The sequence below is a fragment of the Butyrivibrio sp. AE2032 genome (assembly GCF_000702965.1).
In genome coordinates, this window is sequence record NZ_JNLF01000002.1 from 286,406 (window position 1) to 308,165 (window position 21,760).

The 21,760-nt window shown below is 47.3% G+C and carries 17 protein-coding genes; 3 read left to right on the plus strand and 14 right to left on the minus strand.

What is annotated here, in order from left to right; all coding sequences use genetic code 11:
- Position 1 precedes the first annotated feature (1 nt).
- From BO18_RS32235 to BO18_RS01260, 8 genes are all read right to left on the minus strand, one after another.
- Positions 2-1,030, minus strand: a complete 1,029-nt coding sequence (locus BO18_RS32235; RefSeq protein WP_051688409.1) for an alpha/beta hydrolase — start codon at positions 1,028-1,030, stop codon at positions 2-4.
- A complete protein-coding gene (gene dut, locus BO18_RS01230) occupies positions 1,031-1,528 on the minus strand; it encodes a dUTP diphosphatase (protein WP_034442572.1) in 498 nt (165 codons plus the stop codon).
- On the minus strand, positions 1,521-3,899 hold the full coding sequence (locus BO18_RS01235; RefSeq protein ID WP_034442575.1) for a peptidase U32 family protein: 2,379 nt from the start codon (positions 3,897-3,899) through the stop codon (positions 1,521-1,523). Before BO18_RS01235 ends, dut begins: the two co-directional genes overlap by 8 nt.
- Positions 3,877-4,470: a cell division protein ZapA gene (locus BO18_RS01240; RefSeq protein ID WP_034442577.1), complete on the minus strand. Its 594-nt coding sequence runs from the start codon at positions 4,468-4,470 to the stop codon at positions 3,877-3,879. The genes BO18_RS01235 and BO18_RS01240 overlap by 23 nt, the downstream gene beginning before the upstream one ends.
- Positions 4,471-4,589: 119 nt before the next feature.
- The gene (gene rsmA, locus BO18_RS01245) at positions 4,590-5,384 is read right to left on the minus strand and encodes a 16S rRNA (adenine(1518)-N(6)/adenine(1519)-N(6))-dimethyltransferase RsmA (RefSeq protein WP_051688410.1); all 795 of its coding nucleotides are present in this window, start codon (positions 5,382-5,384) and stop codon (positions 4,590-4,592) included.
- Complete coding sequence (locus BO18_RS01250) at positions 5,384-9,169, minus strand: phosphoribosylformylglycinamidine synthase (protein WP_034442579.1); 3,786 nt, start codon at positions 9,167-9,169, stop codon at positions 5,384-5,386. The genes rsmA and BO18_RS01250 overlap by 1 nt, the downstream gene beginning before the upstream one ends.
- 24 nt (positions 9,170-9,193) lie before the next feature.
- Complete coding sequence (gene htpG / locus BO18_RS01255) at positions 9,194-11,122, minus strand: molecular chaperone HtpG (protein WP_034442582.1); 1,929 nt, start codon at positions 11,120-11,122, stop codon at positions 9,194-9,196.
- 19 nt (positions 11,123-11,141) lie between these two features.
- Complete coding sequence (locus BO18_RS01260; RefSeq protein WP_034442585.1) at positions 11,142-12,005, minus strand: aminotransferase class IV; 864 nt, start codon at positions 12,003-12,005, stop codon at positions 11,142-11,144.
- Positions 12,006-12,249: 244 nt separating this feature from the next.
- On the opposite strand from BO18_RS01260, the gene BO18_RS01265 reads away from it, so the two are divergent.
- The 3 genes from BO18_RS01265 to argH all read left to right on the plus strand — a co-directional run bounded on the left by BO18_RS01265 (position 12,250) and on the right by argH (position 15,392).
- Entirely contained in the window at positions 12,250-13,464 is a 1,215-nt protein-coding gene (locus tag BO18_RS01265; protein ID WP_034442588.1) for an argininosuccinate synthase, read from the plus strand.
- A gap of 100 nt (positions 13,465-13,564) precedes the next feature.
- On the plus strand, positions 13,565-14,023 hold the full coding sequence (locus tag BO18_RS01270) for a GNAT family N-acetyltransferase (protein ID WP_207643564.1): 459 nt from the start codon (positions 13,565-13,567) through the stop codon (positions 14,021-14,023).
- 4 nt (positions 14,024-14,027) lie between these two features.
- Complete coding sequence (gene argH / locus BO18_RS01275) at positions 14,028-15,392, plus strand: argininosuccinate lyase (protein WP_034442591.1); 1,365 nt, start codon at positions 14,028-14,030, stop codon at positions 15,390-15,392.
- A gap of 101 nt (positions 15,393-15,493) precedes the next feature.
- On the opposite strand, the gene BO18_RS01280 is transcribed toward argH, so the two are convergent.
- From BO18_RS01280 to BO18_RS01305, 6 genes are read right to left on the minus strand one after another with little or no spacing between them, the layout of a single operon-like run.
- Positions 15,494-16,573: an acyltransferase family protein gene (locus BO18_RS01280; protein ID WP_034442594.1), complete on the minus strand. Its 1,080-nt coding sequence runs from the start codon at positions 16,571-16,573 to the stop codon at positions 15,494-15,496.
- Positions 16,574-16,591: 18 nt separating this feature from the next.
- Positions 16,592-17,563, minus strand: coding sequence for an alpha/beta hydrolase family protein (locus BO18_RS01285; protein WP_034442597.1), 972 nt, complete (start codon positions 17,561-17,563; stop codon positions 16,592-16,594).
- 24 nt (positions 17,564-17,587) lie between these two features.
- Positions 17,588-18,307 carry a YjjG family noncanonical pyrimidine nucleotidase gene (locus BO18_RS01290; protein WP_034442602.1) on the minus strand — a complete coding sequence of 240 codons (720 nt, stop codon included), beginning with the start codon at positions 18,305-18,307 and terminating at the stop codon, positions 17,588-17,590.
- Positions 18,308-18,309: 2 nt separating this feature from the next.
- The gene (locus BO18_RS01295) at positions 18,310-19,620 is read right to left on the minus strand and encodes an alpha-amylase family glycosyl hydrolase (protein ID WP_034442605.1); all 1,311 of its coding nucleotides are present in this window, start codon (positions 19,618-19,620) and stop codon (positions 18,310-18,312) included.
- Positions 19,621-20,385 carry a hypothetical protein gene (locus tag BO18_RS01300; RefSeq protein ID WP_034442608.1) on the minus strand — a complete coding sequence of 255 codons (765 nt, stop codon included), beginning with the start codon at positions 20,383-20,385 and terminating at the stop codon, positions 19,621-19,623. It lies immediately after the preceding gene.
- Between the two features lie 6 nt (positions 20,386-20,391).
- On the minus strand, positions 20,392-21,750 hold the full coding sequence (locus BO18_RS01305; protein WP_034442610.1) for a PFL family protein: 1,359 nt from the start codon (positions 21,748-21,750) through the stop codon (positions 20,392-20,394).
- Positions 21,751-21,760 lie beyond the last annotated feature (10 nt).

A 21,760-nucleotide genomic window follows, 5' to 3' on the forward strand; every position in this document is an offset into this window, starting at 1 on the left:
ATCAGTCATCCACCATATAGAATGAATTAAGGAAATCAGTAACCGTGTCGATATACTGATTCTTGTTTATGCTGTATTCCTCAAGATAACCGGCGCCTGATACCATTATGCTCCTCGTGATGCTGGAGTTTAATCTGCTGCGCTCGGTGATTATCTGGTCTATCTTGTCTGCTCCGATAAAGGTATCGTGTCCGCCGTAAAGGATAAGAACAGGTATGGGAAGCCTGGCGATCTCTGCGGCAAGACTGACATTAGTCGCACTTGAAGAGACCCTGATCGCATATGGAACAGAAAACTGCGTGATGAAACCAAGAGGCTCGCTCTGAATGACTTCAGGCTTGATATAGTCATCGGATTCCTTTGCGGGCGAATCAAGGATCATGCCGATAACATAAGATCTGTCGAAACCGAGATTCCTTATCCTCTGGCTGTACGAAGAAAGCGTCTGCTCGCTTGCATTTGCGGGCGGCAGACTGGTGTAAGCGATGATGGATGACGTGCAGCCTGTGCCAATACCGTAGAGGATAACGTCGGTAGTAACGGAGATCTGCTTTACGATCGCGATAGCGCCCAATACATCCTGCCATTCAAGATATCCGTAGGTGCAGATATCGCCGCCCGATGTGCCGCAGTTGCGCTGATCGAACATGAATACGTTGTAGCCGTTTTCAAGCCAACCTTCGATCATGTCGATCATTTCGACGCCGAACTGAAGTCTGTTGGAACCGGCGTTATGCACGACTATAATCGTGGATATAGGATTCTTGGTCTTGAAAAACCACCCCTGGAGTGACGTCTGTCCGTCAGCAGACTGGAAACTCGTCGTACTGTAAGACGGAAGGATGTTTGAAGGCACGTTGGTAACTTCATAACCTTTTAAGCTCATTAATCTGTTTGACGAGAAAACGGTAAGGGCGATAAAAGAGATGATGATGAGCGCAAGGATACTGAATACCAATGCGAACCTCATTACGAAAGAACTCTTTTTGCCTGAAGAATTCCCGCTGAAACTGACAAAACCGTTGCTCATTCAGTTAACTCCGCTCGAACCGAATCCGCCGCCTCTGTCTTCGCCGATGTCTTTTACGTTATCTGTCTCGACGAACTTGCAGTATTCGACCTTTGCTACGACCATCTGCGCGATGCGGTCGCCTTTGCGGATCTTATATGTTCCGTGGACGCAGCCTTTCTGATCGAGCGTCAAAGGCTCTGCTTCAATGCCTTCCTCGTGCATCATAGAAGCATTGTAAACGATTACGTTGACCTCATCCCTGTAACCGCAGTCGATTGTTCCGGGGCTGTTCGGTATGCGCAGAGGCGTCTTAAGAGACACTCCGCTCCTGGGCCTAATCTGTACTTCATAGCCGTAAGGGATTGCAAGTTTAATTCCGACAGGAACGAGTGCGGATCTGCCGGGTTCTATCACCACTTCTTCTGCCGCATAAAGATCCATACCGGCATCGCCGTCATGGGCATATTGAGGAAGCTTTGCGTCTTCCCTGCACTTCTCGATGAAAATTTCAGCCATTTATCTGTCCTCCGGGCAGTATTGTGTAATTGCAGATGACGTCAAATCCGAGATCGGCGATCTCCTGTGCGATGATCTCATCTACGGGATTCTTCGGTTTTCCGTATATGGAACAGGAACAATCGACCGGATGGGGTATAACCTTAAGAGCTGTCCCCTCCCCGTCTCTTCGCATCTTCATTTCGAAAACGGACTGGGAAGCGCAGAAATTACACGGTCTCTTGTTCCTCCCTGCCGCGCAGAAATCGGACTGCATCCACGGGATGAGACCTTCAGTATGAACTATCAGGACAGGTCTTTTATCTTCGAACTTAACCTTTTCCAAAAGATCTCTGCAGTTGTTTACGAGATCATCAACGTTGACTTCATATGAAGGCATTACCGCGTCGGCATATTCTAATGCGTGAGCAAGCGATTTACTGCTGTATAAGTTCGTCCCGGCAGATGCGAAAAGATCAAGATCCTTCATGAATTTCCTGTCAGTAAGGAGCCTTGAAGTCAGCACGGCTTTAAAAGCGCTGCCGAGATCGGCTTTCAATGAAGCTATTACGTTTTCGATCACCTTATTGAGCTTGTCGTGATGGAAATCAGGCAGGAGCAGTACCATCTCGGTACCGTGTTCCATTACGAATTCAGTCGCCTTCTGATAAAGCTCGGGAACCGCAAGGTCATAAACGCTGAAAGCATATATGTCCGCGCCCTCTTCAAGGATGTCCTCATTGAGCCTTAAGACTGGATATGTATACATGTTCCTGATCTCGCCCGTGTCCTCCGGCAATCCGTCGTAATACTCTGAATCTTCGACATAATCCATGCCGTAGTTTTTCTTAAACATCGAAATGACGTTGCTCTCCAACGTCTCAAGGAGTTCACGTCTCAGGGAATTGATGACGCTGACGGGACAATAGAATGTATCGTCGCCTTCGAAGACCACAGATTCAACCATAAAAGGAGTATCAAGAGTCTTTCCAAGCTGCTCGGTTATACGGTCTTTTATAAGAGGCTTTCCCTCATATCCTTCGGGAATGTCAGTACGGGCTTCCGCATCAGCCTTAGCGGCAATACCGCGCATGATCTGAGCTTTTGCAGAAATCTCATTTCCTCTGTTGATTATGGTGATACGTACAGGAGTTCTTCTTAGATCCTTCCTGTCAATTACAGTCTCATGATTCATCAGGAAGACTTCATAACCTGGCTTTAACTTCTTGATCATGTCAGGATGAAGTCCCTTGATATCAAGTCCGTTGAGGCCGAGATTGGTCTTGCCGACCGGGAAAGAACAGATCTCCCTGTCCTTTTCTCTGATGGACAGATAATCGCCCTTCTGAGGCTCTGTGGCGCCCTGCTTTATGCCGACCGATACTTTTCCCGTTTTACTGTCCAGACGGCTTATACGGCCTATCCTGACGCCGTATTTGCCCGGGTATTCTCCGGAAAGGATGTTATCATCCTTGTTACCGCTCAGATATTGTGAAGTAAACGAACCTCCCCTGTTGAAGTTAACAAGGAGTTCGTTCTTTATCTCTTTGATGATGTCTTTGCCGAGCTTACCGTCATAATATGCATCGATCATCCTTCTGTAGCAGTAAACGGCTGACCTGACATAGTTTGCATCCCTCATGCGGCCTTCGATCTTAAGGCTCGATACTCCGCTCCTGATGAGGCTTGCCAGATAATCAGTAACATCCCTGTCCTTGGGAGAGATAAGATGACCTTCACGGAGTCTTAATCCGTCATTATAAAGACCATACTCTTCCCTGCAGGGCTGGGCGCAGGATCCTCTGTTTCCCGACCTTGTGCCGCTCCTGTTCATTGCGGAGAAAAGACAGAGTCCTGATGCACATACACATACGGCACCGTGAGCAAAGACTTCAGTCTCGATATTAAATCCCGAAGCGATCTTTGTTCTGGCAGCAATCTCATCACAGGATAATTCCCTGGGAAGTACGACGCGGTTAACGCCGATCTTTGCGAGATTGCTGAACTCGTCTGCCGAATAGACATTCATCTGCGTGCTCGCGTTGATGGTAAGATCTGGAAAATCTTTGGCAAGTTTAGTAAGCACAGCCAGATCCTGGATTATCAGACCGTCCACACCTATATTTACCGCTTCAGCTATGGTCGGATAAAATGTCTCGAATTCCATATCGCTCATCAATGTGTTGACGGCGAGGAACACCTTTGAAGATCTGGCATGCGCATAATCAACGCCTTCTTCAAGTTCTTCAATGGTGAAATTCTCAGCTCCCGCTCTGGCGGAAAACTCTTTCAGTCCGAGATAAACGGAATCGGCTCCGCTGTCAACGGCGGTCTTCAAGATCGCCAGGTTGCCTGCCGGAGCCAGTAGTTCAATCTTCTTTTTTGTCGTCATCAGTACTCTTTAACTTTAAATGGTCGAATAAACCACCGGAACTGACCTTCTCAGCCAGTTCTTCCATGGGTGTGGGCTTAACGTCAGGCTTCTTCTCACCTGCTGCCGCCCTCTCCTTTGCCTTATAGTAAGCTATCTCAGTCTTGAGCGCGCTGTTCTCTGTTCTCAAAGAGATTATCTGGTCACACGCTTCGAAAAGAGACATTATCGCTGTCTTGTTCGTGGCAATATACGGATTATTCTTCTTTGTGTCTTTATAGATCTCGTCGGCAAGTGCTCCGACCTTCATCATGTGCTCATATCCGGCGTCACCGCTCCTGACAAGATACTGTACGCCGCCGATGGTGATCTGTGCACTTTCCTCATTGGCATCCGGGTCTGTTGCAGGCTTTGTTCTGGCCTGGATACGTTCTTCCAATGTCATTTCCTTCTTCTCTGTAACGGTCTTGGCTTTTATCTCACCCTTATAGAGCTGCTTATACTCGACGATTGCGGGGGCGTCCTTCTTACCCTTACGCTTGTAAGAGCCGTCAGAATATTTGCCGAGCAGACTGGCATTGGATTTTCTCATGTAATCACCCTCCGCATATTAGAAGATAATATAGTATATCACTAAACTCCCGAGTTACCTGCAAAGCATTTTTTCGGAAGAAATACATGATAACTAAAAAAATTAAACTTCTTTTCAAATCATTTTTTCAGTGCAGCATATAAACAACTGAACGTCTCAGGTTCAAGCTCCTCTGCCCTGGCATTTTCGCTGATGCCGACTGATCTGAAAGCTTCGTCTATCACATCTGCAGCAAACATCTGGGAAAGATTCTTTTTGAGCATCTTCCTTCTCATTGCAAAGCATGTGTTCAGGAACTTCACGAATCCGGGAGATAATATGTCAGCCGTATCTTCCCTTCTGAAACTGATAACGGCTGAAGTCGTTCTCGGCTGCGGAACAAACGCCGTGTGAGGGACCTTAAACTCATAAGTATAAGAGCCGTACAGACTGCAGAGTATCGCCAGAGGGCCATACTGTTTGGTGTTCGGACCGCAGTCGATCCTGGCAATGGCCTCGTCCTCAACCATAAATACCATCTTCCTTGCTTTCGGAAACTCACCGAAGAGCTTCTTCATTATGTCCGTCATCACATAGTAAGGAATGTTGCTGACAACGACATCAAAAAATCCGAGATCTTTTGCCTTGATAAAGTCAGCGTTGATTATCCTTGCATTTGTGATGTTATCCGACAGATATTCAGCAAGTCCGTGGTCGATCTCAACGCATGTGAGATTTGAGGTAAGCTCAGACAAAGGATATGTAAGGCTTCCCAATCCGGGTCCTATCTCCAGCACACGGTCTTCCCTGCCGATCTCACAGAGCTCTACTATGGAAGAGATTATTTCCTCATCACAAAGGAAATTCTGCCCGAACTTCGATTGGGGCAGAATTCCTTCGTTTTGCAATATTTCTTTAATGGTCTCTCTGTTCATCACAGGAAGTAAGCTACGCCTGATTCAAAGATCTTCTGGTACTTGTTGCCCGGAATGTTCTTTGTAAGGTCAGATTCGTATCTTTCAGTATGACCCATCTTACCAAGGACACGGCCGTCAGGTGATGTGATGCCTTCGATGGCGCAGATGGAACCGTTGGGGTTGAACTGTGTATCGGATGCATAGTTACCGTCAAGATCAACGTAGCATGTAGCGATCTGACCGTTAGCAGCAAGCTTTCTGACGAGTTCTTCAGAAGCTACGAACTTACCTTCACCGTGAGAAAGAGGGATCTCGTAGATCTCGCCGGGATTGCAGAGTGAGAGCCAGGGGCTCTTGTTTGTCATGATCTTTGTTCTTGCATAAACGTTCTGATGTCTGCCGATGTTGTTGAAAGTGAGCGTCGGACTGTCAGATGTCATGTCACAGATCTTGCCGAAAGGAACAAGACCTAACTTGATCAAAGCCTGGAAGCCGTTGCAGATACCGAGCGCAAGACCGTCCCTGTTATCGAGGAGATCGGCGATGGCATCAGCGATTCCGCTGTTTCTAAGGGAAGCTGTAATGAACTTACCGGAACCCTCAGGTTCGTCACCTGCGGAGAACCCGCCGGGGATCATCATGATGTTTGCTTCACGGATCTTTGCTGCGAGTTCAGCAAAAGACTCGTTGATATCATTTTGGTTTCTGTTTCTGATTACGAATACTTCAGCATCAGCGCCTGCTCTCTCGAAAGCCCTTGCAGAGTCAATCTCGCAGTTATTGCCCGGGAATACAGGAATGATTACCTTCGGCTTGGCACCCTTGAGAACGCCGGGAGCAGCCTTTTTAGGCTCGCCTGCTGTATAAACGTCGATTGCAAAAGGCATCTCAGCTGACTTGGCAACTGTAGGGAAAATCCTTTCGAGCTTGCCTTCGTAAGCTTCAACAGCATCGTTGCCGGATACGGAAGCGCCTGCATATGTGAAGTCGCCTGTATCGTTAGTTGTACCAAGGAACTTACCGCCTGCCATCTCAACCTTATCGACAGCATTGCCGTCAGCGGGGATGGCTACGATGATGGAACCCAATGTCTTGGAGAAGAGATCAGCTTCTGTAAGCTTGTCTGAGAAATCGAAACCGAGCTTGTTACCGAAGCACATCTGCGCAACTCTTGCTGCAACACCTGCGCTCTTTACTACTGCTGCGTTCTTGATCTCGCCCCTATCGAGGAGTTCTTTTACAGCCTTGATAACTCTTAAGACATGGTCCTTCTTGTATGAACCCTTGCCGTCTCTTGCACACTTGATGAGGTAGAGCTTCTGGCCCTTGCCTGTAAGTGTGGCTGTGATGACTTTATCTGTTGTGGACATTCCTACAGCGAAAGATACGAGCGTCGGAGGTACGTGGATATCGTTAAAAGTACCGGACATTGAGTCCTTACCGCCGATTGCAGCTGTGCCGAAATCGAGCTGAGCCTTGTAAGCGCCTAAGAGTGCAGCGAGAGGCTTACCCCATGATTCGTTGCTGCCCATTCTCTCGAAATATTCCTGGAATGTGAGTCTTGCCTTCAGAGGATCAACGCCCATAGCGAGGAGCTTTAAAAGCGACTCAACTACTGAATGGTAAGCGCCAGCATAAGGGTTCCATTCCATGTAGTAAGGATCAAAACCATATGTCATTACTGAGCAGTCGTGTGTTGTACCGTGATCGAGCGGGATCTTGGCAGCCATACCCTCCTCAGGTGAATTCTGCATCTTACCGCCGTAAGGCCATACGACTGTGGCAGCGCCGATCGAAGAGTCGAATCTCTGGATAAGGCCCTTTCTGGAAGCGCCTTCCAAAGAGTTAAGTGTTCCCTTAAGGCTCTCGGCGAAGTTTCCTGCTACAAAGCCGTTTGCAGGTGTATCAAGGAACTCGCCTGTTCCCTGCGGTACAACATCAGCTTCTGCATACTGTGTAGCACCGTTTGTATCGATAAAAGATCTGGGGAGGTCAACGATCGTATTGCCGTTCCATACCATCTTCATGATGGGCTCAGCTGTAACCTCAGCAACTACTGTAGCTTCGAGGTTTTCCTTAGCTGCAGCTGCCATGAACTTATCAAGGTCAGCGGGATGAACTACAACAGCCATTCTCTCCTGTGACTCTGAGATAGCGATCTCGGTACCGTCAAGACCATCGTACTTCTTGGGAACTGCATCGAGGTTGATCGAAAGGCCTTCAGCGAGCTCACCGATCGCAACGGATACGCCGCCTGCACCGAAGTCATTACATCTGATGATGAGACGTGTTACTTCAGGATCTCTGAAAAGTCTCTGGAGCTTTCTCTCCGTCGGAGGATTACCCTTCTGTACTTCTGAACCGCATGTGACAACTGACTGTGTATCGTGAGCCTTGGATGAACCTGTAGCGCCGCCGATACCGTCACGGCCTGTCCTGCCGCCCAAAAGAACTACAATATCGCCTGCCTGAGGTCTTTCTCTGACAATATTGGATGCAGGAGCAGCGCCTACAACGGCACCGATCTCCATTCTCTTTGCGATATAACCGGGATGGTAAACTTCATCGACCAGACCTGTAGCGAGACCGATCTGGTTACCGTATGAAGAATAACCTGCAGCTGCTGTGCGGCAGAGCTTCTTCTGGGAGAGCTTACCCTTGAGTGTAAGTTCAACAGGTACCGTAGGATCGCCTGCGCCTGTTACACGCATGGCCTGATATACATAAGATCTTCCGGAGAGCGGGTCTCTGATAGCGCCGCCCAAACATGTTGCAGCACCACCGAAAGGTTCGATCTCCGTAGGATGGTTATGAGTCTCATTCTTGAACATGAAGATGTAGTCTTGAGGCTCACCGTCAACTTCGATCCTTACCTTGATCGAGCATGCGTTGATCTCTTCGGATTCGTCCAAGTCAGCGAGCTTGCCGTCTTTTTTGAGCTTCTTGCCTGCGATAGTACCGATATCCATGAGGCAGATAGGCTTCTTGGAAATCCTCTCGCCGTAAACATCTTCTCTTGTTGCGAGGTAATCCTTATATGTTTCGCGGATCTCAGCCGTAAGCTCGTCATCGCCTTCAAACTTAATATCTGTAAGGTTTGTAAGGAATGTTGTGTGACGGCAGTGGTCTGACCAGTATGTATCAAGAACACGGATCTCTGTAACTGTAGGAACTCTTCCCTGATCTTTGAAGAAATCCTGAACGAACTTGATATCAGCAAAGCTCATTGCAAGTCCCATGGACTTTCTTAAAGCTTCAAGATCCTCATCTGACATATCAAGGAAGCCGTCGACATTGGGAACTGTTGTAGGAATGTCGTACTTGTCGATAAGTGTTGCCGGCTTATCTGCCGATGCCTCACGTGCTTCAACGGGGTTAATGAGATAACCCTTGATCTTATCCTTTTCTTCTTCAGTGACAGCACCGTAGAATGCGATGATACGTGCGCACTTTACGATAGGTCTTTCCTTTGCTGTCATGAACTGGATGCACTGTGCAGCTGAATCAGCTCTCTGGTCATACTGACCTGGCAAAGACTCAACGATGAGCACATAAGCCGCATCACTAAGATCAACTGTCTCGTCGTAAAGGATGTCTACCGGAGGTTCGCTGAAGACAACGGTCTTGGCGTTTTCGTACTCTTCATCAGTAACGCCCGAAACATCGTAGCGGTTGATGACACGGACCTTTTCGATGCCTGATACGTTAAGATCGTACTTAACATCATGAAGGATACCGCCGGCTTCGACATTGAAGCCCTCTTTCTTTTCGGACAATACGCGTCTTACATCATTCTCGTTCATAAGGTTTCTCCTTGTGAAATTTAATTACAGATTGTCGGCGCTCTTTGAGAGCAGTTCGGTGTTGTATTTGAGGAATCTCTCGAGACCTTCGCTGTCGAGCGATCCGTGAGCAAGCTTGGCCTGATCGTAGATGTGCTGTGCAAGGCGGTCTGCCTCTTCCTTCTTTGTGCCCATGTCCTCCAATGCCTGGAGCTTTACGATGAGCGGGCTGTCTGTGTTGACAACGAGCTCTTCGGTCTCGGGGAACATGTCGGCAAGTTCTTCTTCGGACATCGTACCCATCGATGACATCATTCTCTCATACTGGGCACGCATTTCCTTCATTCTTCTGTTGTGCTCTGCTTCCCTGATGAGAGCAGGCAGGTTGTCCTTGCCCATCTGCTGCGCGAAAACGATGAGCTTATCATCACCTACCGCGCTCCTGAAGAATCCCTTGAGCTTTTCCTTTGTCTCTTCGTCTGATTCTTCACCGGAAAGTTCTGAGTCAACACGTTTGAACTTGTAATCGGGTTTCTTCATCTCGTAGTACGACATGAAGTTATTGTCGATCTCTTCGTCCATTACGACGACTTCATAACCGTCCTTTTTGCTCATCTCGACATAAGCTGCCTGAGCCTTGGGATCCGTGGTATATCTGATGGTCTTCTTCTCTTCGGAAGTGAGTTCCTCTATGGTCTTGAAAGCGCCGTCGACGGTCTTGAAAAGGCAGATGCCCTCAACCTTCTCATAGAACTTCTCCTCCTTCATCATGCCGTACTTAACGAATACGGAGATGTCAGACCAGTACTTCTCAAAATCCTCTCTCTGCTTCTTGAAGAGTTCGTTGAGCTTGTCTGATACCTTCTTGATGATGTGACCGGAAAGCTTCTTTACGTACTCATCCTGCTGAAGTGCCGAACGCGATACATTGAGCGGCAGGTCTGAACAGTCAAGGCAACCCTGAAGAAGGAACAGGAAATCAGAGATTATCTCCTCGATATTGTCTGCTACGAAGATCTGGTGATTGTAGATCTTGATGCGGCCCTCAAGAGACTGGTAAACATTGTCAGTTTTCGGGAAATAAAGGATACCCTGCAGAGTAAAAGGATAATCCATGTTGAGGTGGATCCAGAAAAGAGGATCCCTGCCGTCGTTGAATACGCTGTGATAGAACTGCTTATATTCAGATTCTGTACACTCAGAAGGCTTCTTTGTCCAAAGAGGCGACTTGTTGTTGACAGGCACATAGGAAACCGGTGAAGGTGTGAATGTCTCACCCTTTTCCTCTGCTTCTTTCCTGCGCTTCTCCTCACTCTCCTCGTGGAGTCTGTCGGACTTGACGTCGACAAAATAAATGTCGGCAGGTGCAAAATAGCAGTACTTGCGGAGCGTCATCCTGAGCGTTGCGGAATCAAAGATCTTAATTGCATCTTCAGAGAGCTTCAGCGTGATGACCGTACCTCTGGACTCCTTGTCGGATGGCAGGATCTCAAAATCCATGCCGTCTGCAGACTTCCAGATGACAGGCTCTGCATCTTCCATGAAACTCTTGGTATTGATGGTTACTTCATCAGCGACCATGAATGCGGAATAGAAACCGAGACCGAAATGGCCGATGATGCCGGTCTTGTCCGTTGATTCCTGCTGATACTTGGTAACAAAATCAAGAGCGCCGGAAAATGCGATCTGGTTGATGTACTTTTCGACCTCATTCTCTGTCATGCCGATACCGTTGTCTTCGAACGATATCGTCTTGTTATCGTCATCGTAAACGACCCTGATCGAATATTCGGCGCCGTCGGGCTCTTTCTCAGCCTTGCCGAGTTCGACGAGTCTTCTGTGCTTTGCAATTGCATCCGCGCAGTTCGATACGAGTTCTCTTACGAAGATATCCTTATCCTCATAGAGCCATTGCCTGATAACCGGAAAAATATTTTCGGTGGTAACCGATATCTTTCCTGATTTTGCTTCCATTTATATCACCTCCAAATAGTTATCTGTTCAAAGCACGCTTGTTGGCGTCTATATATTCAGATGTATAACCGAGATACATCTTCGAGATCATCTTAAGGACTTCATTGTCCGCAGATGCAAATTCGTAATCATCTATATACCTAACAGGCAGGATGTCAAAAGGAGTGCTGCTGACAAAGATCGCATCCTTTGAAGTGTCGAGTTCTTCAGGCCTGAACATTCCGGTCTTAAGTTCCAGCCCGGAACGCTTCAAAGCCTCCATAACCCTCTTCCTTGTAATACCTATAAGAATCTTTTCATCAGGCGCGGAATATACCTGACCGTCTCTTATTACAAAAAGATTAGACATGGAACCTTCATAGAGCCTGCCTTCATTATCGGAGAGCACGAGTTCGAAAGGAAGACCGTGTGAGTTTTCCTCCCTGAACTTTTCATTCACGCGTGTCTTATAATCACCCCTGAATATCTTGAGGTTGGGAGTCTTGCGCTCCCAATTGAGGAGACTCGTATTTATGCCCTTTTCGAAAAGTTCACTCCCGGGAATGGCTATGTCTGCAATATGAATGAGAAGACTTTCTTTGGTAAGAACAATTCTTATCGAACCGTCCTTGACGCCTTCAAGATCGATGAAGCTGTATGCTTCGGTCAGTATCCTGGATGTGTCTACCGGGAAGTTTTCCAATCCCTTAACGGAATTGACGAGCCTTGCCAGATGATCCTCAGCAAAAAGAAGTATTCCTTCCTTTACTCTGATGGTCTCATAATAGATCCTGATGTCTACGGGTTTTTGGAGAGATTCGGTCAGTTCCGAGCTTACCCTGTAATATTTTCCGCAATAAAGAAAGCCGCGGCCGCTCAGATGTTCCATCAACGGGTACGCCATTTATCTTCGATCTCCCAGAGAATTATTCAAGGCGCATAACGCCACATATGATTGTATACAAACTTGCAATTTTTTACAAAACACAGTGAACGAAAACATGCACAAAAAATATTCAATTTTTCTTGCTTGTTTTTATTAGGGAGCGTTATTAAAATCTTGTTGTTGACTTGTTCTCGAAGCAAGTGTATGATATGTCAAGTTTATACAGAACTTTGCATAAATATTCATAAATCGGAGGTGCCTTATGGCAAAAGAAAAATTCTTACTGGCTTATTCAGGCGGACTTGATACTTCTATCATCATCCCGTGGCTTCTCGAGCACTACGACTGCGAAGTAGTTGCTTACTGCGGTGAGGTCGGCGTAGGCGTCGATCACGACTATCTCGAGAAGAAGGCACTTAAGTGCGGAGCTATCAAGTGCATCATCGAAGACATTTCAGAGGAGTTCGTTTCTGACTTCGTCTTCCCTACTCTCAAGGCTAATGCAGTTTACGAGGGCAAATACCTCCTCGGCACATCCATGGCACGTCCTGTCATCGCTAAGCACTTCGTTGAAGCTGCTCACGAGAACGGCTGCACAACTATCGTTCACGGCTGCACCGGTAAGGGTAACGACCAGGTAAGATTCGAGCTCTCCATCAAGGCTCTTGATCCTGACATGAAGATCCTCGCTCCCTGGAGGATCTGGGATATCAAGTCACGTGACGAAGAGATCGACTACGCTCAGGCACGCGGCATCGATGTTCCTGTTACAAAAGAGAACAACTATTCCAAGGATGAGAACCTCTGGCACCTTTCTCACGAAGGTATGGATCTTGAGGATCCCGCCAATGAGCCTAACCTCGACAAGATCCTTGAGCTCATGGTATCTCCCGAGAAGGCACCTGATACACCTACATATGTAACGATCAAGTTCGAGAAGGGTATCCCCGTAGAAGTTGACGGACAGAAGCTCTCTCCTGCTGACCTTTTGAGATACTGCAACAAGGTTGCTGCAGCTAACGGCGTAGGTATCGCAGACATCGTTGAGAACCGTCTCGTAGGTATGAAGAGCCGCGGCGTTTATGAGACTCCCGGCGGAACACTCCTTTTCGCAGCTCACAGAGAATTGGAGCTCCTGACAGTTGAGCGTGACACGATCCACTACAAGGATCTCGTAGCACAGAAGTTCTCCGAACTCGTATACTACGGTCAGTGGTTCCACCCTCTTAGAGAAGCTCTTTCAGCTTTCGTAGACAAGACACAGGAAGTTGTTACAGGTGAAGTCAAGATGAAGCTCTACAAGGGCAACTGCACTCCTGCAGGCACAACATCACCCTTCTCCCTCTACGATCCCGAGATCGCTACTTTCGAGGCTGATGACGTTTACAACCAGGCTGATGCAGGCGGATTCATCAACTGCTTCGGTCTCCCCATGAAAGTCAATGCAAAGATGAAGCAGAAGAACGGTTTGCTCTGATAATTGATCTGAACTTACAGGGCTGTCTCTTATGCGGAGGCAGCCCTTTTGTTTTTCGGCATTGCAAATAGTTTGAGAATGAAGTTAAAGGAGACTCACCATGGACATCCAATACAGACTAATGACGATTGATGATTACGATCAGGCATACGCACTCTGGATCGAGTGCGGCAACGGCCTTAACGACAAGGACGATTCAAGAGAAGGAATCGAAAAATACCTTAAGCGTAATCCCACGACTTCTTTCGTTGCCGTTTGCGATGAAAAGATAGTCGGTGTGTTATTATGTGGTCATGACGGCAGGCGCGGCATCATCCAGCATGCATGCGTATCCCCTGACTTCAGAAGATACGGCATCGGCTCCAAGCTCGTTGATCTCGGACTGGATGCTCTCAAGGATGAAGGAATCAACAAGGTCCTTCTCGTTGCTTTCAAAAAGAATGAAGGCGGCAACAGATTCTGGGAAGCTCAGGGATTCACTCTCCGTGAGGATCTGAACTACAGGAACAAAGCGCTTGCCGAACTCGTCAGGATAGATCCTGATTACGTAAAGGAGTAAATATATGGCTAAGAAAATGTGGGCCGGACGCTTCGAAAAAGCAACCGACAAGGAAGTAAACGATTACAACTCTTCCCTTCCCTTTGACTGCAAGATGTACAGTCAGGATATCGAAGGTTCTATAGCTCATTCCCAGATGCTCGCAAAGCAGGGCGTTATATCTGAAAAAGATGCGGAAGACATCAAGAGCGGACTTCTTTCCATCAAGGAAGATATCGAATCCGGCAAGCTTACTTTTGATTCTGATGCCGAAGACATCCACATGTTCATCGAAGAGGAACTCACGAACAGGATCGGTGACGCAGGAAAGCGTCTGCACACCGGACGTTCCAGAAATGACCAGGTTGCACTTGACCAGCGCCTCTATCTCGTTGACGAGGCCGGCGAGATAATCGAGCTCCTCGACACGCTCCTTGATACGCTTATAGACATAGCCAAGGATAATCTTACGACATACATGCCTGGATACACTCACCTTCAGAGAGCGCAGCCCATCACATATGCTCACTATCTCACGGCATACATCGAGATGTTCAAGCGAGACATCGACAGGATCAACGAGGCTAAGGACAGGGCAAACGTCTCTCCTCTCGGAAGCGGTGCGCTTGCAGGAACCACATATCCTTTGGACCGTCCCGCAGTTGCTGATGCACTCGGAATGAACGGCGTTACGCTCTGCTCGCTCGACGGTGTTGCCGACAGGGATTTCGCCATCGAGTTCGCTTCTGCATGCTCAATACTCATGATGCACTTATCCAGGATGAGTGAAGAGATAATCCTCTACGCTTCACAGGAGTTTAAGTTCTATGAACTTGATGACGCTTATTCCACAGGTTCTTCCATGATGCCCCAGAAGAAGAATCCCGATGTTGCTGAACTTACGAGAGGCAAGACCGGACGTGTATACGGCGACCTTATCTCGCTGCTCGTAATAATGAAAGGACTCCCTCTCACATACAACAAGGACATGCAGGAAGTTCAGGAAGCGATGTTCGACTGCATCGAGACCGTAAAGGCCGTGCTTCCTCCATTCACCGGTATGATCAAGACAATGACGATCCGCAAGGACAACATGGAAAAGGCTGCTTTGGGCGGATTCACAAATGCTACGGACCTCGCTGACTATCTCGTAAAGAAAGGCCTTCCCTTCCGTGAGACTCACGCGATATCAGGCAAGCTCGTACACTACTGCATCGAGAATAACATCTCTCTGCTCGACGTACCGCTCGATAAGCTCAGGGAATTCTCTCCCGCGTTTGAAGTTGACGTCTACGATGAGATCTCGCTTAAGACATGTGTTGAAGGAAGGAGCCTTGTCGGAGGCCCGGCACCCGAGACGGTTAAGGCTTATCTGGACAGCTTATCCTGAGATTTAATATATTCGATCACAGAGGCGTTCCTGTTTGATGGGAACGCCTTTTTTGTAAATCGATGATTCCTTCGCTCCATCACAATGAACCGCCGGGATTGTTATAAACTGATATCCAGTCTGTCGATTAAAGGAGATATCTTTTTGAACAGCCAGCCTGTGCATAATGAATACACTTTATATACTGCATACGATATGAGATAAATAGCGCCCGCAGTTATAAACTGATGAATGGCCAGCACATAGTATGACTTGTTTGCATATTCATATACAGAGAAAAAATCCAATAAATAAACCTGAATAATGAAACAGGTAAAAGCTCCTTTTGCAAGTTCATTGATGACTTTGCTCCTGATATCGATATTCAGGAACAGTAGCAATACAGCCGCAGAACTGAAAGTGACCCAAAGAAAGTTATAGTTCCATATCGAAAGACCGAAACCTATTTTGAGACTGACAAGCGTAAAAATAATCAGCATCGTTATCATTATCACTGAATATAATAATGACTTTTTCAGGCCGGGTTTTATCTTTGTTGCACGGATACATGACCCGAAGAAATAAACTGTGAGGAAGTTAAACATGGTACAGCCGTACTGGATCACATACAGGATCTTGTTTCCATATACAGGATGCAGGTTTCTTATAAAGTCTTCTGAATAATTCACAGCAAATGACCAGCCGGCAAAGCCGAGTATAACTATGAGAAGCATGATATCCCACTTTTTCTCATCGAATCTTTCAAACAGATGATTGATCAATGGCGAGAAAAGATATAGCGCGGAATAAAGAAAAACAAAATAATAAACCGTAGATATATTACGGATAAACCCGATCAAGGTAATGCTGCGTCCGGCGGCAATAGTCCGGATCAGATACACGGCAAACCTGATAAGTATCACCTGTACAAATAGTTCAACTGCTTTGGATAATCTTCTCTTGTTCGTTGCTGAAAGGAAGTATGCGGAGATCATGATAAACAGATCGATCGAGCATACGCTGATACATTCAGTCAGGATAAGGTAGTATCTGTTGACGCTTGCGTAATGGACATATAACAGAGCACCGCCAAAACTGTCATTATTATAGTGAAGAATGACGATCCCGAGCATCGCCAGGATCCTCAGGAGCTCCAGAGAAGAATTCCTTTCAGGTTTGATGAGCGCAGACTGATCACCCATTAAGATCTCCTCCCCTGATCAAAGGCTTTCGTAATAAAAATCCACAAACCCGGCAAACAGTTCTTCATCGATCCTGTGACTGTATTCAGCATTGAATTCATCTGAATAATTGTTATCGGGATCTAAGAATATGCTGTTATGACCTCTAGACTCAAACCTTATGAATTCGAATCTCGGATCATCCTTATACTTTTCGTAATAGATATCGTAGCCGTATCTAATCCGGATAGTGTTATCATCGGCGCTGTGGACGATCATGACGCGAGCATCACTGTTTGCAAATCCGTCCATGGCGGTATTTGTTGCATATTTACCGTAGCTGATGTATTCATGCAGTCTTACAAAAGGCATCATGACATATACGGCGGGGCCGACCATGGTAAGGCCGCCGCTCTCGACTAGATCGGCAGAACTGTTTGGACCGCAGCATTCTATGACAGCCTTTACCTCAGGATGGTACGTGAGCACTGCGCTTACGCTGTATCCGCCCCAGCTGTGCCCGAAAAGACATACAGGCAGTTCAGGGAAATAACCGCTGTTTTCGACAAAAGATATCGCGTGATCAAGATCTATAACGCCCTGGGGAACGCCGCCGGCGCCCTGACCCTGACTCTCATCGTTGCCTGTAGCATCGTATGCGAAGACCAGAAATCCGTTTTGAGCAAAATAGTCTATGCAGTTCATGTAGGAGTTGTGACCGCCTCCACCGTAACCGTGAGCAAATACGATGATCGCATCAGGATCTTCACACGCGCTGTACAAATAGCCTGTAAGCATCTGCCCTTTATCCGACACGAAATGATATCTTGTCCTCTCAAGACCTTCAAAGTCTTCAACCCTGAGCATTTGGGGACCATATGACTCGCAGCGTTTCTTAAATATGCTGTTATAGATACTTATCGAGATTATCCATATAGCGGCTATGAGCAGTACTATGACCGACGGTACGATCAGAAGCACTTTGGTTTTCGTGGATATCTTTTTGCTCATATTCAAAACCCGGATATCAATTGATCAGACCGTAGATGCCCAGTTCTTCAGCACATCGTAAAGCTCTTCAAAATCAGAAGCAGTGTACCGGATGTTGTACTTTTTGACGGCGGCATCGATATCGCCTTCCGGCATGAACCAGCACGAATCGATACCTGCGTTCTGAGCGCCGAGCATATCGGATGTAAGCGAATCACCGATAACGATGCATGAACTTTCGGGCTCGCCGATCTTTCCGATAACATGATCGAAGAATTCGGTATATGGCTTTATGGCACCTATCGTTTCACTGACGAAAACGTCATCAAGGAACCTGTCCATCCCGGTTGAATTTATCCTGCCGTTTGCGTTAAAAGCGACACCGTTAGAGACGATATAGATCCGTGCGTCAGGGATGTTTTCCTTCAATTTAGCGAGCATCTCCATAGCACCTTTCATGACGACGCCGTTTTGGGCCATTGCCCTGATGAAGTCGTCATTGATCTTTAAAAGATCGAGTTTTCCGGTATCGGCACCGCAAAGATCAAACAGATACCCGAACCTCATCTTGAACAGTTCTTCCCTGCTTATGATTCCCTTTTCGAGATCAAGCCAGAGTTCTTTATTCCGCTTCTTGAAAACACCGTAAAGTTCGTCATTGAACTCATAGCCGTTGTCATTGACGACGGTTCTTAGACCAATGTATTCAGATGCGTGAAAATCGAGCAATGTCTGATCAAGATCGAAAAGGAAGTTGTGATGCATGCTTATCTCTCCATAAGCCAGATCTCTGATGAATAAGGCTGCAGTGTCGAACCTCCGCCGAAGTCATGGATAGTGCCGGAGATAAGTTCTTTTGCCTGTCCGCAGCCGGCGTCGAAGTGAGCCGTATAAGGATTTGAATCCATGTTGATCGCAACCATTACTCTCTCATCGCCGCAGTTGCGCTCGAAAATGCACTGCTTGTTTGTGAGCACGACAATCCTTAATCCGCCGTAATTGAGTGCTCTCGAGTTTTTCTTTGCTTCAGAGAGTCTGGCGATGTGATCGGACAGACCGTTCCATTCAGGCTTTTCAAAGCAGGCTCTTAATGCAGGATCGCCTTCTTCCTTTCTGGCTTTTGCACCCCACTCGGATCCGTAGTATACACATGGGATTCCGGGCATAGTGAAAACAAGCGTATATACGAGCGGCAGGCATCTCTCATCGTTAAGGATGGACGCGATACGCGTGACATCGTGATTATCGGCAAATGAGAGCAGATGCGCACCTCTGCATACCGTCCAGTCCTCAGGACCGAAAAGTCTCATCAGTGAATGCATGATCTCGAACATATTGCTCGAATTAAAAGACGAATAGATGCCTTTGTAGCACTGATAGTTTGTAAGTGAATGCAGATGCATCTCGTTCAGCATCCTGCCGTATTCTCCGTGAAGGACTTCACCCAGGAGGAAGAATTCACTCTTTTTGCCGTCAGTGAACTCACGGAGTCTTCTTAAGAATTCACGGTCGAGGCAGTATGCAACGTCAAGTCTTAATCCGTCGATGTCGAAATAATCGATCCAGTAATTGACCTTGTCCAAGATGTGGTCGATGACGGCGGGGTTTCTGAGATTGAGCTTTACGAGATCGTAATTGCCTTCCCAGCCTTCGTACCAGAAGCCGTCGTTATAGTTCGAATTGCCGTCGAAAGAGAGATGGAACCAATCCTTGTAGGGCGAATCCCACTTCTTTTCCTGAACATCCTTAAAAGCCCAAAAGCCTCTTCCGACATGGTTGAACACACCGTCAAGTACAACCTTTATTCCCTCTTTATGGAGTTCGTCAACGACCTTTTTGAAGTCTTCGTTAGTACCGAGTCTCGTATCGATAAGTCCGTAATCCCTGGTGTTGTATCCGTGTGTGTCAGATTCGAACACGGGCGAGAAATAGATGGCGTTAATACCGAGTTTCTTCATGTGAGGGATCCAGTCCAACACCTTAAGGATCCTGGATTCCGGAACCCCGTCATTCTCAAAGGGAGCTCCGCAAAACCCCAACGGATAGATCTGATAAAATACCGCTTCTTCAAACCACATTTATGCTTTTCCTTCTTTCTTTTCTTTCTTTTCTTTAGCTTTCATCTTTATGCAGGTGATAAAGCCTGCAAATCCCATGATGAATATTATCAGTGCAACTGCGATTCCCGCATATTTTTCCAATAATCTCGCAAGATCTGAAATATGGCCTTCGTCCCTGTGAGACAGTGCCCACTCGAGTGCAAGCGTCGATACCATTGCTTCGACTATGCCGATCTTCCTCAAAGACAGCGCTGTAAGCGATTTTGCCCTGTGTGCTTTAAACAGGTTAATTACCGCAAGCGTTACTTTATAGAAGACATATATCGCGAATCCGTATACGAGTATTCCCGGATAGTCGTGGATGATGTTTATCTTAACTATCAGATACACCGCATAAGCGAAAACGACATCGAGCAGGATGAGATTTCTCGAGAACTTCCTGTAATTGACGCGCTCGGAAAACCTTCTGCTCTTAAATACCGCTCCCCTACCCGCTCTGTAGAGCACGTTGACTCTGAGCATGCACAGGAGAAAATAGTAGATAGACATTATGAACAGCCACAAAGACCTGGACAGGAGCGACATAGTGAAACAGAAACCGGAATACACTATGTCGAAAGCAATCGAAGGCAGGGTAAGTGCTACCGTCTTGCGCTTATAGTCGTTTACGTAATCCCAAAACCTTTTGGCCTTTGACTTTTTCGGTGCTTCCTCATCAGAAAGCACGCTCTGTTCAGCGAGCTCTTCAGTTTCTTCCGGGATCACCGCTTTGCGTCTGCCCATAAAAGATCAGTTGCGCATTGAATGGATCGGCGCCGGGATCCTTCCGCCTCTTTGGATGAACTCCGCACATGATGCACGGTTTACATCCATGATGGGCGCGGTTCCCAAAAGTCCGCCGAACTCCACGCTGTCTCCCACGGTCTTGCCGGGAACAGGAATAAGCCTTACAGCCGTTGTCTTGTTATTGAATGTTCCTACAGCCATCTCATCCGCGATAATGCCGGAGATCGTCTCGGCTGTCGTATCGCCCGGAATGGCGATCATGTCCAGGCCGACAGAACATACGCAGGTCATGGCTTCGAGTTTTTCGAGCTTTAACGAGCCGGACGTTGCAGCTGCGATCATACCCTCATCCTCAGATACGGGAATGAAAGCGCCAGAGAGACCGCCTACATATGAGGATGCCATGATGCCGCCCTTTTTAACCGCATCGTTGAGCATGGCGAGCGCTGCCGTCGTGCCCCATGTTCCGCATGTTTCAAGACCGAATTCCTCGAGAAGTCGTGCAACCGAGTCGCCTACTGCAGGTGTCGGCGCAAGGGAAAGGTCTATGATGCCGAAAGGCACCTTAAGTCTCTCTGATGCTTCCCTTGCAACGAGCTCACCTACTCTGGTTATCTTGAATGCGGCTTTCTTTATCGTCTCTGCAACGACGCCAAGGTCTTTTCCCTTAACGCCTTCCAGCGCATGTTTTACGACGCCGGGGCCTGAAATGCCTACGTTTATAACGCATTCGGGTTCTCCGGGTCCTAAGAAAGCTCCGGCCATGAACGGATTGTCCTCAGGAGCATTAGCGAAGACAACGAGCTTTGCGCATCCGATGGCGCCGTTATCCTTTGTGGCTTCAGCTGTCTTTTTGATGATGACGCCCATGTCACGGACGGCATCCATATTGATGCCTGTTCTCGTTGATGCGACATTTACCGAAGAACATACGAATTCGGTTGCGGCAAGAGCATCAGGAATGGAATTGATAAGCACCTTATCCGAATTTGTGTATCCCTTCTGGACAAGAGCAGAAAAACCGCCGATGAAGTTGACGCCACATGTCCTTGCCGCTTTATCGAGCACCTGGGCGAAAGGCGTGTAGTCCTTTGCTCCGCAGGCGGAAGCGACTATCGATATCGGCGTAACAGAGATCCTCTTATGGATAATCGGAATGCCGTATTTCTTGCTTATGAGTTCGCCCGTCTCGACAAGTCTTCCGGCATATCTGCAGATCTTGTCGTATATCCTGTTGCAGGATTCTTCGACGGTCGGAGCGGCACAGTCCATGAGTGATATGCCCATGGTTATCGTACGGATGTCGAGATGCTGGTCGTTGAACATCTGCATCGTCTCTATAATCTCGTGATCGTTGATCATATTAACCTCT